The following is a 13,472-nucleotide window of genomic DNA, read 5'->3' on the forward strand; positions in this document are numbered from 1 at the left end:
GCACGTCTGCGACCGTCCTTGCCCCCGTCGAAAGGTCCGTCCGTGTCCAACGCAGTCATCCGCCGCATCGCCGCTTCGAAGAAGACCCTCGTGGGTTCCGTCCTCGCCCTGGGTGTCGCCGGCTCCATGCTGGCCGCCGTTCCCGCGCAGGCCGCCCCGATGAGCGCCAAGGCGATCGCCCAGCAGATGATCAAGGACCCGGCGCAGTTCGCGGCGTTCAACAACATCGTCTCGAGGGAGAGCGGCTGGAACCACACCGCCACGAACTCCTCCTCGGGCGCCTACGGCCTGGTCCAGGCCCTGCCGGCCTCGAAGATGGCCTCGGCGGGCTCGGACTGGAAGACCAACCCGGCCACCCAGATCAAGTGGGGCCTGGACTACATGAACTCCCGCTACGGCAGCCCCGCAGGCGCCTGGACGTTCTGGCAGAACCACCACTGGTACTAAGCCACCAGCGGCAGCAGACGAAGCGGTACCTCGGCAGCACCCGAGCGGTACTGCACGCCACCCGCGCAGCACATGCGAAGGCCCCGGCGGCCGACCTCCCCAGGTCCGGCCTCCGGGGCCTTCGCGATCCCATCCCACAGGGTCCAAAGGCGGCGCAGCAGGTGCTACAGCCGCTGGATGATGGTGCCGGTCGCCAGCGCGCCACCCGCACACATGGTGATCAGCGCGAACTCCTTGTCCCGGCGCTCCAGCTCGTGGAGCGCGGTGGTGATCAGGCGGGCCCCGGTCGCGCCCACGGGGTGGCCGAGCGCGATGCCGCCGCCGTTGACGTTGACCTTCTCCAGGTCCTGGTCGAAGACCTGGGCCCAGCTGAGGACGACGGAGGCGAAGGCCTCGTTGATCTCGACGAGGTCGATGTCCTTGAGGGACATGCCGGCCTTGCCGAGCACCGCCCGCGTCGCGTCGATCGGCCCGTCCAGGTGGAAGTGCGGGTCGGAGCCGACCAGGGTCTGGGCGACGATCCGGGCGCGCGGCCGCAGCTTGAGCGCGCGGGCCATCTTGCGCGAGGCCCACATCACGGCGGCGGCGCCGTCGGATATCTGCGAGGAGTTCCCGGCGGTGTGCACGGCCGTCGGCATGACCGGCTTGAGTCGGGCGAGCGCCTCCATGGAGGTGTCGCGCAGGCCCTCGTCCCGGTCGACCAGCCGCCACATGCCCTGCCCCGCGGCCTGCTCGGCCTCCGTGGTGGGCACCTGGACGGCGAAGGTCTCGCGCTTGAACCGCTCCTCGGCCCACGCGGCGGCGGCCCGCTGCTGGGACAGGACCCCCAGCTTGTCCACGTCCTCGCGGGTCAGGCCCCGGTGGCGGGCGATGCGCTCGGCGGCCTCGAACTGGTTGGGGAGATCGACGTTCCACTCGTCCGGGAAGGGCTTGCCGGGTCCGTGCTTCGATCCCGACCCCAGCGGCACGCGGCTCATGGCCTCGACCCCGCAGGCGATGCCGATGTCCATGACCCCGCCCGAGATCATGTTGGCGACCATGTGGTTGGCCTGCTGGGAGCTGCCGCACTGACAGTCCACGGTGGTCGCGGCGGTCTCGTACGGGAGGCCCATGGCCAGCCAGGCGTTGCGGGCCGGGTTCATCGACTGCTCGCCGGCGTGGGTGACGGTGCCGCCGACGATCTGCTCCACGCAGTCGGGCTGGATGCCGGTGCGGGCGAGGAGCTCGCGGTAGGTCTCGCCGAGAAGGTAGGCGGGGTGAAGGTTGGCGAGCGCGCCCCCGCGCTTGCCGATGGGGGTGCGTACGGCTTCGACGATGACGGGTTCCGCGGCCATGAGCTCGTCCTCTCCTGCTCCTGCGTAGCGCACAGCGCGCAGCGCGCATCGGCTAGCGCGCCTCAGCTGACGGGTGGGCCGTCCCGGCGCCCCACCCGAACTAGTACGCGTTCTAGTTCTCCCCGCAGTCTTATGACCAGAACACCCGGTACGCAAGGGTCTTGCACGCGGCTTACACGGATTCCACACGCAACAGTTGGCGCGGGGCCCCTTGTCACTTCTAGAACTCGTTACTACCTTCAAGCCAACTTCTGATGGGCCGTCAGACTTTGGAGCCGCCCGATGACCTGCCCCGCACTGCCCGAAGGCTTCGATGCCACCGACCCTGACGTACTCCAAGACCGGGTGCCCTACCCCGAGTTCGCGCAACTGCGGCAGACCGCACCCGTGTGGTGGTGCCCGCAGCCGCGGGGCATCACCGGCTTCGACGACGAGGGGTACTGGGCCGTCACCCGGCACGCGGACGTCAAGTACATCTCCACGCACCCGGAGTTGTTCTCCTCCACGACGAACACGGCGATCATCCGCTTCAACGAACACATCCAGCGCGATGCGATAGATGCCCAGCGATTGATCATGTTGAACATGGATCCGCCGGAACACACCCGCGTACGCCAGATCGTGCAGCGCGGCTTCACCCCGCGGGCCATCCGCGGGCTGGAGGACGCCCTGCGCGACCGGGCCCGCAAGATCGTCGCGGAGGCCCTCGAAGCCTCGGCCGACGGCAGCTTCGACTTCGTCACCCAAGTGGCGTGCGAGCTCCCGCTGCAGGCCATCGCCGAGCTGATCGGCGTACCGCAGGAGGACCGGTCCCGGATCTTCGACTGGTCGAACAAGATGATCGCCTACGACGACCCCGAGTACGCGATCACCGCCGAGGTCGGCGGCAACGCCGCGGCGGAGATCATCGGCTACTCGATGAACCTGGCCGCGGAGCGCAAGGAGTGTCCGGCCAAGGACATCGTCACGCAGCTCGTGGCCGCCGAGGGCCAGGGCAACCTGGGCTCCGACGAGTTCGGCTTCTTCGTCCTCCTCCTTGCGGTGGCGGGCAACGAGACCACCCGCAACGCCATCAGCCACGGCATGCACGCCTTCCTGACCCACCCCGACCAGTGGGAGCTCTACAAGCGCACCCGGCCCTCCACCGCCGCCGAGGAGATCGTCCGCTGGGCCACCCCCGTGGTGTCCTTCCAGCGCACCGCCACCCAGGACACCGAACTGGGCGGCCAGAAGATCAAGGCCGGCGACCGCGTCGGCATGTTCTACTCCTCCGCCAACCACGACCCCGAGGTCTTCGAGAACCCCGACGTCTTCGACATCACCCGCGACCCGAACCCGCACCTGGGCTTCGGCGGCGGCGGCCCGCACTTCTGCCTCGGCAAGTCGCTGGCCATCATGGAGATCGACCTGATGTTCAACGCCCTGGCCGACGCCCTGCCCGACCTGCGCCTCGCCGGGGAGGGCCCGCGCCGGCTGCGCGCGGCCTGGCTGAACGGCATCAAGGAACTGCGGGTCAGCCACGGCTGACCCGTGATCCAGGACGGCAGGGGCCCCACCTCCCACGCACGGCCCCTGCCGTCCCTCGGCTCCGCCCCTCGGTTGTTACCGGCCGGTCGCCGGTCGTTACCGTCTCGCCGCCTGCGAGATCATTGCCTTGGCGCCGAACCGGACCCAGACTGCCCGGATGAACCTCGATGACCCGAGCGCGAGACGGTGGCAGCGGCTGCCCACGACGTGGCAGCGGATGGTCGATCTCGGCGGCGGTTCCGAGCCCATGAGCCAGGGGGTCCTGGCCCTCATCGAGGCCGCCCGCGAGGAGCCGGAACTGCGCCGGCTGTACCCGTACACCAGCCACTTCACCCTGTGGTTCAGCGCCTCCGCCGGCCACCCCTTCGCCGTGACCGCCCCGGCCGTGGAACCCCTCCCCGACGGCCGCTTCCGCGTCCGCGGCCCCCGCCAAACCACCGTCCTCGGCGAAGCGGACACGGCCCGCGCAGCAATAGCCCTGGTAGTCGCCCACCTCCCGCAGCAATAGCCCCCACCCCGAAGCCACTCGGCGGGTCGGGCGGCACAGCCCCAAGGCGGGTCCGGGGCTTAGGCGCAGCCCCGGGGGTTAGGGCGCAGCCCCGAGGGGGTTAGGGCGCAGCCCGAGCAGGCCCGGAGCGCAGCCCCGAGGCGTTGGGGTGCAGCCCCCAGGGGGCCCGGGGCGCAGCCCGAACGGGTCCGGGGCGCAGCCCCAAGGCGGTCCGGGGCGCAGCCCCGAGGGGGCCAGGGGCGCAGCCCCAAGGCGGTCCGGGGCGCAGCCCGAACGGGTCCGGGGCGCAGCCCCAAGGCGGTCCGGGGCGCAGCCCCGAGGGGGCCAGGGGCGCAGCCCCAAGGCGGTCCGGGGCGCAGCCCGAACGGGTCCGGGGCGCAGCCCCAAGGCGGTCCGGGGCGCAGCCCCGAGGGGGCCAGGGGCGCAGCCCCAAGGCGGTCCGGGGCGCAGCCCCGAGGGGGCCAGGGGCGCAGCCCCAAGGCGGTCCGGGGCGCAGCCCCGGGGAACGGGCGAAGGGCGGGTAGGGGACAGCCCCGCAGGGCCCGCACGCGTCGCCGCCCCGCGCGACCCCGCGCGACCCCGCCCCGAGTGGCGGAAGCCACCCCGCAGGCGGATCCTGGCAGAACGCGGCGATCCATCGCGAAGGGGTGCCGGGGCGGGCTGCTACACCGCCCCGGCACCCCTTCGTCGGCAGTCGGGCTACGCCCGAGTCCGTTCCACGGACCCCGCTCCGACCCGCTCGGGCCGCCGAGGCCGAGGCAAGGCCACCCCGGCCGGCACCGCATCGCCCCGAGGGCCCGACAGCACGTAGACGAGCCCGAATCCGGCCACGACGACGAGCGCCCCGCCCACCGCGTCGAGCACCCAGTGGTTGGCGGTCGCGACGATCGCGCACACCGTGATCGTCGGGTGCAGTGCCCCCAGCAGCTTCTGCCACCCCTTGGGCGCGATCATGACGATCACGATCCCGCACCACAGCGACCAGCCGAAGTGCAGCGAGGGCATCGCCGCGTACTGGTTGGAGATCGCGGTCATGGCCCCGTAGCTCGGGTTCGCCAGGTCCTGCACCCCGTGCACGGTGTCGACGAAACCCAGTCCCGGCATCAGCCGCGGCGGCGCCAACGGATACAGCCAGAAGCCTATGAGCGCCAGCACGGTCGCCAGTCCCAGCGAGGCCCGGGCCCAGCGGTAGTCCTTGGGGCGGCGCCAGTACAGGACGGCCAGGATCGCCAGCGGAACCACGAAGTGGAAGGAGGTGTAGTAGAAGTTGAAGAACGCCTCCAGCCAGGGCGTGTTCACGACGGCGTGGTTCACCGCGTGCTCGATGTCGATGCCGAGCGCCTTCTCGATCCCGTGGATCTGGCTGCCGTTGCCCTCGGCGAGGGTGCGGCTGGTGGGCGCGGCGGCACGGATGTGCGAGTAGAGCGAGTACCCGACCCGTATCAGGAGCAGTTCCAGCAGCAGGTTCGGCCGCGACAGCACGCGCCGCCAGAACGGCAGCAGCGGCACCCGCGCCCACCGCGCGGGCGCGGGCCGCCCGTAGGCGGTGGGGACCGGCTCGCGCCAGTACGGGGAGGAGCGCGGCAGGAACGGCACGGCGCAGGCCGCCGCGAGGGCCGCGAGCAGCAGCACGTTGTCCCGTACGGGGGCCAGCGCGACCAGGTTGGGCAGCAGCACGTCGCTCGGCAGGGTCATGGCGAGGACCACGGCCACCGGCCACACCGGCCGGTCGGCGGCGCGCTTGCCGACCTTGCCGGCGACCGCGAGCAGCACCCACAGCATCTGGTGGCGCCAGCCGGTCGGGGACACGGCGACGGCCACGCAGCCGGTGATCGCGACGGCGAGCAGCAGCTGGCCGTCACGGGCGTAGCGGGCGGCGCGGCGTAGGCCGATCCAGACGATCGGGGCCGCGAGGGCGGCGTAGAGCAGGATCTCGCCGGGGCCGGAGAGGCCCAGGCGCAGCAGGGCGCCGTGCACGGACTGGTTGGCGATGCTGCCGGGTGCGCCACCGAGGCCGGTGCCGGCCAGGTGCTGGACCCAGTACGTCCACGAGTCGCTGGGCAGGGCCGCCCAGGACAGGGCGGTGGCACCGGCGAAGGTCACGGCGGCGGAGCGCGCGGTGGCCCTGCGGCCGGACAGCCACAGCAGGGGCGCGAAGAGCAGCAGCGCGGGCTGGAGGGCTGCGGCCAGGCCGATCAGGAAGCCGGAGGGGCGCTCGCTCGGGACCCGGAACACGCCGAGGAGCACCAGCAGCACCGGCAGTACGGCGGTCTGCCCGGGCAGGGCGGCTTCGCGGACGGGCAGCGAGACCATCATCAGCGCGACCAGCACGGGCGCGGCGAGCAGCGCGGTGCGCCGCGGCACGGGGTCGGGCAGGGCGCGCGCGGCCACCAGCCCGATGGCGGCCACGAGCAGCAGCGTCACGCAGGTCCAGGCCACCTCCAGGGAGGGCGCGGCGAGGCCGAGGAGCGGCTTGAGGACCAGCCCCGCGAAGGGCGTCCCGGTGAACTGGCCGCTCGTGTAGAGCGAGCCCGGCAGGCTGCCCGGGAGGTGGAAGCCGCTGAGCCACTCGCCCGGTGGCACGCGCAGCACGACCGCGGCCTGCCTGACGGCGAGCAGCATGGCCAGCGCCCACAGCATGAGGCGCGCCGCCCCGAGCCTGCCGCCGCTACCGCCTATGACCCCGGCATGTCCGTTCGCACCACTGTGCTCCGCCGCGTTAGCCACGCCTCGCCGGCCTCCCGCCCTGTTGACCGCAACCCTGACTTCGCCTGGCTGCCGCGTTTCGTACCGCGTTTCATACCGCGTGCTTCATTTACCCGGACGACGATATCCCCCGCGCGATACCTAGGATGGCGGGCATGAGCATCGTGAAGATCAACGCCCTCACCGTCCCCGAGGAACAGCGGGAGGTTCTGGAGCAGCGGTTCGCCTCCCGTGCGGGCTCCGTGGAGAGCTCGGACGGCTTCGAATGGTTCGAGCTGCTGCGGCCCGTCGAGGGCACGGACCAGTATCTCGTGTACACGCGGTGGCGTTCCGAGGCGGACTTCCAGGCGTGGATGGACGGGCCCATGAAGGCGGCCCACCAGGGTGGCGGCGCGGGGCGCCCGGGCGGCGGTCCGGCGGGCGCGGAAGGCGGCGAGGGCGGCGCGGAGCGGCCGAAGCCCGCTGCCACGGGCTCGTCGGTGTGGTCGTTCGAGGTCGTGCAGCAGGCGGCGCCGAAGCAGGGCTGACGTACGGAGAGGGTCCCGGAGCCGTGGCTCCGGGACCTCTCTCCTTCGCTTCCGGCTCCTTCGCTTCCGGCCGGCTCAGCTCCAGAAGGCGTTCATCTCGTCGATGTCCTCGATGCAGACGTCGAGGTCGCTGATCTTCCCGCCGACGATCGTGAAGAAGATGCCCTCGTGGATCTCCATCCCGCGGTCGCCGCGATCGGCGCGCGTTGTGTGGAAACTCATGACGTGGCCGCGGCCGTCCGCGAGCAGTTTGTCCAGGTGGAGCCGCATTGTGCCGTGCGTCTCCTCTCCCATCCGGCGGTAGAGGTCGAGGACGGCTTCGCGACCCTTGTGGTGCCCGGAGATGGGGCTGCTGCCGGGGACGTGCTGGATGACGTCGGCCGTCATCATCGTGCTCAGCTTCTCCATGTCGCCCTGGCCGAAGGCCTCGTAGCCGCGGCGGATCAAGGCACAGTCAGGATGCTCCGACATGACGGTCACGCCCTTCGTGCGAACGGTTTGCCCTTTTTCCTATCATCGGCCCGGTCCTGTGGATATTCCAACGCGGGCGGCCGGGACCCGCTCCACAATGACGTCATGACCAGCAGAGAGACGCTCACCACGAACACGCCCACGTCCTCCCCCACAACCGCTGCCGCTACCGGGTCCACTACTCCGCCCTCGCCCTTGCCTTCGCCCTCGCCTTCGCCCTTGCCCTTGCCTCCGGCCGGGACTTGGCAGGTTGTCGCCGAGCCGTTCACCGCCCCGGACGCCACGCTGCTGCGCCGCGCGTACTACGCGGAGGTCGCCGGCCGGTACTGGCGGCGGTCCGTCACCGAGGCGGAGATCGACCAGGGCCTCCTGGACTTCCCGGACGACGAGCTCACGGCGCCGACGGGCCGGTTCGTGGTCGGCAGACTCGACGGCCGTCCCCTCGCCTGCGGGGGGATACGCCTCCTGGACCCCGTCACCGCCGAGCTCACCCGGGTGTACGTGGACCCGCGCGCCCGCGGCACGGGTGGCGGGGCGGCCCTGCTCCGGGTCTTGGAGGACGCCGGCCGCGCGCTGGGCGCCGAGCGGGTCCGGCTGGACACCAGGTCCGACCTGGTGGAGGCCCGCGCGTTGTATGCGCGCCAGGGGTACGCGGAGATACCCGCGTACAGCTCGGGTCCGTACGCGGAGCACTGGTTCGAGAAGCGCCTGGTCTGACCTGTCACCCCGCGGGGTGGTTCACCTGGCGGAGTGGTCCCGGCGGGGCAAGGCCTCGTAGGGCTCCTCGGCGACAGAGCCGCAGAGCTCCGAGTTGATCTCCGCGACCAGCTCGGACAGGTCGGTCGGGCGGTCGGCGGTCCACCAGTCGCCGAGCAGTTCGGCGAGCGACTCCTCCCGGGCTGCGGACAGCTTCAGCGCGCTCGCGCGCCCCTTCTCCGTCAGGATCAGTGGCAGCCCGTCGCGGACGGCCAGCCCCCGCTCCTCGATCTGGCGGCCCGCGTCCGTGATGGCCCGCAGCGGCACCATCGTCTTCTCGGCCAGCACGGCCGGGTCGGCGCTGCCGTACCTGTTGATCCGCAGCAGCAGCCAGCTGGCGGCGGGCAGCAGGTCGTAGCCGGCCTTCGCGGTGATCTTCTCGTAGACGTGCTTGCGGCCCTGGAGGGTCCCGAGCACCGTCAGGGCGCGGGCGACCTCCTCGCGGGAGGAGCGCTGGACGGGGTTGGAGGCGAGGGTTTCGGTGACATCGGGCGCCGTCACCGAACCGCGCAGCTTGTCCTCCTTGAGGAACCAGGCCACGACGAAGGCCACCAGCACCACGGGCGCCGCGTAGAGGAAGACGTCGGTGATGGAGGTGGAGTAGGCGTCGAGCACCCGCGGTCGCAGCACGGCGGGGAGGGCGCCGATGGCCCGCGGGTCGGCCTCCAGCCTGCTCGCGTCCAGCCCCGGGGGCAGCGGGACCCCCTTGAGCGCACCGGCCAGTTTGTCGTCGAGCCGGTTGGTGAAGATCGTGCCGAAGATGGCGACGCCGAAGGAGGCGCCGATGGATCGGAAGAAGGTGGCGCCCGAGGTGGCGACGCCGAGGTCGGCGTAGCTGACCGAGTTCTGCACCACGAGGACGAGCACCTGCATGACCAGTCCGAGGCCGGCGCCGAAGACGAAGAAGTAGACGCTCATCTCCCAGGTGGAGCTGGTGCGCTCCAGCTGGTGCAGGAGCAGCAGCCCGACGGCGGTCAGGGCCGTGCCCGCGATCGGGAAGACCTTCCAGCGCCCGGTGCGGCTGACGATCTGGCCGGACACGGTGGAGGTGATCAGCAGCCCGAGCACCATCGGCAGCATGTGGACGCCCGACATGGTCGGGGAGACGCCCTGGACCACCTGCAGGAAGGTCGGCAGGTAGACCATCGCGCCGAACATCGCGAAGCCGACGATGAAGCTGATCAGCGAGCAGAGGGTGAAGGTCCGGATCCGGAACAGCTTCAGCGGGAGCACCGGCTCCACGGCCCGCCGCTCGACGATCACGAAGGCGACCAGCAGGACGAGGCCCAGTACCGCGAGCCCGATGATCTCCGGGGAGCTCCAGCCCCAGGTGCCCCCGAGCGAGGCGACGAGCACCAGGCAAGTCGCGACGGAGGCGATGAGGAAGGTGCCGAGGTAGTCGATGGTGTGCTTCTCGGTGCGCACCGGGATCTTCAGGCTCGCGGCGATCACGACCAGGGCGACGAGACCGATGGGGAGGTTGATGTAGAAGACCCAGCGCCACGACAGGTGGTCCACGAACAGTCCGCCCAGCAGCGGCCCCAGGACGCTGGTGGCTCCGAAGACCGCGCCGAAGAGCCCCTGGTACTTGCCGCGTTCGCGCGGCGGGACGATGTCTCCGACGATCGCCATCGACAGCACCATCAGTCCGCCGCCGCCGAGTCCCTGCAGCGCGCGGAAGCCGATGAGCTGCGGCATGTTCTGCGCCAGGCCGCACAGGGCGGACCCGATCAGGAAGAGCACGATGGCGGACTGGAAGAGCTTCTTGCGTCCGTACTGGTCCCCGAGCTTGCCCCACAGCGGCGTGGCGGCGGTCGAGGCGAGCATGTAGGCCGTGACCACCCACGACAGGTGCGACATCCCGCCGAGGTCGCTGACGATCGTCGGCAGGGCCGTCGACACGATCGTCTGGTCGAGCGAAGAGATGAGCAGCCCCAGCAGCAGCGCACCGATGGAGACGAGCACCTCGCGTGAGGCGTGTTCGGCACTGGGGCCGGATGTCCGCTTCCGCGGGTCGGGCTCCGTGGTCACGTCCTGCACCATCGGCTCCTCCTCAGGCCTGATCGACTCCTCCATCCTGAGCGGTGTGTCCGGTTATGGCCTGTCGGGCGGGTTGGGCGGGTTACCGGGGGTCTGCATAATCGCAGGCAGCGGCCAGGGGAGGGATTCGAGTGAGCACAGAGCAATGTCCGGAATGCAGCAGAACAGGAGGGGCCTGCGACTGCGCACCAGGCTTCCAACCCCTGCGCGTCCGCCCCTACGTATCCCTCCCGAACCCCACCCCACCCACCCCCGCCCCGCCGAACCCCACGGCACACCCGGGCCAGGCGGGCACGCCGACACACCCCGGCCAGGCGGGCACGACACCCCCGCACACGGGCCAGCGGGACACCGCTCCGCCCCACCCCGACCAGGCGGCCACCCCACCAAGCCCCGGCCGGCCGGCCGCTCGGCCCCACCCCGACCATGCAGGTGCGATGCCCCCGCACACAGGCTGGTCGGACACCACTCCGCCGCGGCCCGACCAGGTGGGCGCTACGGCACACCCGGCCCGGACGCCCGGCCTGCCACCACACGCCGACCCGGCGGGCACCACCACACGCCCCGCCTCCCCGGATCCCGCGGCACACCCGGGCCGGGCGCCGGGCCTGCCGCCGTACCCCGGCCCGGCGAACACCCCGGTGCCCGACCGGTCGGGCACCACGCCTTCGCACCCCGGTCCGGCGGGCACCACGGCAGGCCCTCGCCCTGCCGACACCGCAAAGCCCCACGCCGACCCGGGGGGCACCACCACGCGCCCCGTCTCCCCGATTCCCGCGACCGACACCGCCCCAACGGCCGTCCTGCCGCCCTACCCCGGCCCGGCGTTCACCCCGTCGCCGCACCCCGGTCCGGCGGGCACCACTGCGCGACCCGGCTCCCCCACTCCCGCCCCGCACCCGGGCCGGACACCCGGCCCGCCGCCCTACCCCGGCCCGGCCGACGCCCCATCGCCCCTCACCAACGCCGCGGGCACTGCTCCGTACCCCGGCCACGCGGCCAACCTGCCGCCCCACCCCGGCCCCACGGACCCCACCACGCACACCAGCCCGCCGAGGACCCCGCCACACCACCCCGGCCAGGCGACCGCCTTCCCCTTCCACCCCGGCCAGGTGGATGCCACGTCGCCCTACCCCGGCCCGGCCGACGTCCCGCTGGCTCCCACGGCCCCCGCGGGCCCCACCCGCACCGCGCCGCTGCCGCCCGGGGCTGAGACCCCCGCGTACGGGACACCCGTAGCCTCCCCGCCCGAAGAAACGATGCAGCTGCGCCCGATCCCGGCGTACGAGCCGTACACGACGCCCGGGGCCCACGGCTCGTACGAGTCGCCCGAGGCCCCCGCGTGGGACCAGGCCGGCCCGGCTTACGGGTACGGGGCACACGGCATGGACGGGGCGGACGGGCGGCGGCACTCCTCCGGCCCCCCGCGGCGCCGCATACGCGCGCTCCCCATCACCGCGGCCGCCGCCGCGGTGACCGGCGCGGCGATCCTCGTCCTGCGAGCCTTCTCGGGCTCCGGCGCGCCGGAGACCACCCTCCTCGACGCGAAGCCGTCCTCCCCCTTGAGCAGCCTCACCCAGGTCGCCCCGTCGCAGCCCACCGAGAGCACCGACCCTCCCCCGTCGCCCACCCCCAGCCCCTCCCCTTCCGCGTCCACATCCACATCCGCGTCCGCGTCGGCCTCCCCGTCCCCCTCGCCGTCCCCCACCCCGAGCCGCTCGTCGAGCCCGTCCCCCACCCCGTCGCCCACCCCGAGCCGCTCCTCCAAGCCGACCCCCCGGCCCCCCGCGGCGCCGACGCTCCGGTACGGGGACTCGGGCCCCGAGGTGGAGAAGCTCCAGCGCCTGCTGGCAGCGCAGGGCATCTACCGCGGCAAGTACGACGGCCGGTACGGCGCCCGTACGGAATCGGCGGTCTCGACGTTCCAGGCGTACAACGGCATCGACGAGGACCCCTGGGGCGTCTACGGTCCGGCGACCCGCCGCGCTTTGGAGGGATAGAACACACCGGATCCGGTGGCGAGCACCCCTCTTCGTTTTGTATTGTTCAGGAACAAAGTGGTTCCGTCCTCACTCCCTGACCGGTGGACGGAACCACTTGTTCTCTTTCCCGTCCCGTCTGGAGCCCCTCCGATGCCGGCCAGCACCACCGCCGCCCCCGCCGTCCTGACCGCCAAGGCCCTGCTCCTGGACATGGACGGCACCATCGTCAACTCGGACGCGGTGGTCGAGCGCTGCTGGTACGACTGGGCCGTCGCCCACGGCCTGGATCCCGAGGAAGCCCTCAAGGTGGTCCACGGCCGCCAGGGCTACGCCACGATGGCGATCCTCCTCCCGGACCGCCCGATGGAGGAGAACCTCGCCGAGAACGCGGTGATGCTCGCCCGCGAGACCGCCGACACCGACGGCGTGGTCCCGATCGGTGGCGCTCCCGCCTTCATGGCCGCCCTCAGCGCCCTCCCGCACGCCCTGGTCACCTCCGCCGACATGGCCCTGGCCACGGCCCGGATGACGGCCGCCGACCTGCCGATGCCCGAGGTCCGGATCACCGCCGAGTCCGTGCAGGCCAGCAAGCCCGACCCGGAGGGCTTCCTGATGGGCGCCGCCGCCCTCGGCGTGGACCCGGCCGACTGCATCGTCTTCGAGGACTCGGCCGCCGGCATCGCCGCGGGCCGGGCCGCGGGCATGAGGGTCATCGGCGTCGGCCCCCGCGCCGCCGCCCACGGCCCCACCGCCCACGTCCTCGACCTCACCGCCGTCGCCGTCACCACCTCCCCCGACGGCTCCATCACCGTCACCCTCGAGACGGCCTGACCCAGACGCCATCCCGGGTCCCGACCGGGCGGCCAAACCCAGTCACCCAGACAGACCGGCCGCCGCAACCCGGGCGACCAAACCCGGGCGGTCAAACCCAGTCACGGTGAACCGGTCGGCCTGACCCGAGCAGCAAACCCGGTCACCGTGAACGACTCACCCTGCCCCGAGCAGCCAAAGTCGGTCGACGTGAACCGGTCAGCCTGCCCCCGAGCGGCCAAGCCCGGTCGACGTGAACCGGTCAGCCCTCCCCACCAAACCCGACCCGGGCCACCAGACCCAGGAGGCCGGTCGCCTGCGCCCTGCCGGAGTTTCTGGTCGCCGAGGACCAAAACGCCGAGGT

At 72.1% G+C, this 13,472-nt stretch carries 11 protein-coding genes; 7 read left to right on the forward strand and 4 right to left on the reverse strand.

Annotated features, from left to right (window positions below):
* Positions 1-42: 42 nt before the first annotated feature.
* Positions 43-447 carry a transglycosylase SLT domain-containing protein gene (locus tag OG247_RS13860; RefSeq protein WP_327250571.1) on the forward strand — a complete coding sequence of 135 codons (405 nt, stop codon included), beginning with the start codon at positions 43-45 and terminating at the stop codon, positions 445-447.
* Between the two features lie 164 nt (positions 448-611).
* On the opposite strand, the gene OG247_RS13865 is transcribed toward OG247_RS13860, so the two are convergent.
* Complete coding sequence (locus OG247_RS13865; protein WP_266877343.1) at positions 612-1,781, reverse strand: steroid 3-ketoacyl-CoA thiolase; 1,170 nt, start codon at positions 1,779-1,781, stop codon at positions 612-614.
* 282 nt (positions 1,782-2,063) lie between these two features.
* Between OG247_RS13865 and OG247_RS13870 the strand changes: the two genes are divergently transcribed.
* Both OG247_RS13870 and OG247_RS13875 read left to right on the forward strand, forming a co-directional pair.
* On the forward strand, positions 2,064-3,308 hold the full coding sequence (locus OG247_RS13870) for a cytochrome P450 (protein ID WP_327252540.1): 1,245 nt from the start codon (positions 2,064-2,066) through the stop codon (positions 3,306-3,308).
* A 157-nt stretch (positions 3,309-3,465) separates the two neighbouring features.
* On the forward strand, positions 3,466-3,816 hold the full coding sequence (locus tag OG247_RS13875; RefSeq protein ID WP_327252541.1) for a DUF6193 family natural product biosynthesis protein: 351 nt from the start codon (positions 3,466-3,468) through the stop codon (positions 3,814-3,816).
* Between the two features lie 699 nt (positions 3,817-4,515).
* On the opposite strand, the gene OG247_RS13880 is transcribed toward OG247_RS13875, so the two are convergent.
* Positions 4,516-6,543, reverse strand: coding sequence for a bifunctional glycosyltransferase 87/phosphatase PAP2 family protein (locus OG247_RS13880; protein WP_442813278.1), 2,028 nt, complete (start codon positions 6,541-6,543; stop codon positions 4,516-4,518).
* 134 nt (positions 6,544-6,677) lie between these two features.
* Between OG247_RS13880 and OG247_RS13885 the strand changes: the two genes are divergently transcribed.
* Positions 6,678-7,049, forward strand: coding sequence for an antibiotic biosynthesis monooxygenase family protein (locus tag OG247_RS13885; protein ID WP_327252542.1), 372 nt, complete (start codon positions 6,678-6,680; stop codon positions 7,047-7,049).
* Positions 7,050-7,124: 75 nt separating this feature from the next.
* Here OG247_RS13885 and OG247_RS13890 read toward each other — a convergent pair whose 3' ends face one another.
* Positions 7,125-7,520, reverse strand: a complete 396-nt coding sequence (locus OG247_RS13890) for a nuclear transport factor 2 family protein (protein WP_327252543.1) — start codon at positions 7,518-7,520, stop codon at positions 7,125-7,127.
* Positions 7,521-7,739: 219 nt separating this feature from the next.
* Here OG247_RS13890 and OG247_RS13895 point away from each other — a divergent pair, with 219 nt between their 5' ends.
* The gene (locus OG247_RS13895; RefSeq protein WP_327252544.1) at positions 7,740-8,237 is read left to right on the forward strand and encodes a GNAT family N-acetyltransferase; all 498 of its coding nucleotides are present in this window, start codon (positions 7,740-7,742) and stop codon (positions 8,235-8,237) included.
* Between the two features lie 21 nt (positions 8,238-8,258).
* On the opposite strand, the gene OG247_RS13900 is transcribed toward OG247_RS13895, so the two are convergent.
* The gene (locus OG247_RS13900; RefSeq protein WP_327252545.1) at positions 8,259-10,319 is read right to left on the reverse strand and encodes an MFS transporter; all 2,061 of its coding nucleotides are present in this window, start codon (positions 10,317-10,319) and stop codon (positions 8,259-8,261) included.
* A 434-nt stretch (positions 10,320-10,753) separates the two neighbouring features.
* Here OG247_RS13900 and OG247_RS13905 point away from each other — a divergent pair, with 434 nt between their 5' ends.
* On the forward strand, positions 10,754-12,316 hold the full coding sequence (locus OG247_RS13905) for a peptidoglycan-binding domain-containing protein (RefSeq protein WP_327252546.1): 1,563 nt from the start codon (positions 10,754-10,756) through the stop codon (positions 12,314-12,316).
* A gap of 132 nt (positions 12,317-12,448) precedes the next feature.
* The gene (locus tag OG247_RS13910; RefSeq protein ID WP_327252547.1) at positions 12,449-13,129 is read left to right on the forward strand and encodes an HAD-IA family hydrolase; all 681 of its coding nucleotides are present in this window, start codon (positions 12,449-12,451) and stop codon (positions 13,127-13,129) included.
* Positions 13,130-13,472 lie beyond the last annotated feature (343 nt).

The sequence above is a fragment of the Streptomyces sp. NBC_01244 genome (assembly GCF_035987325.1).
In the GTDB taxonomy this organism is placed as follows: Bacteria; Actinomycetota; Actinomycetes; order Streptomycetales; family Streptomycetaceae; genus Streptomyces.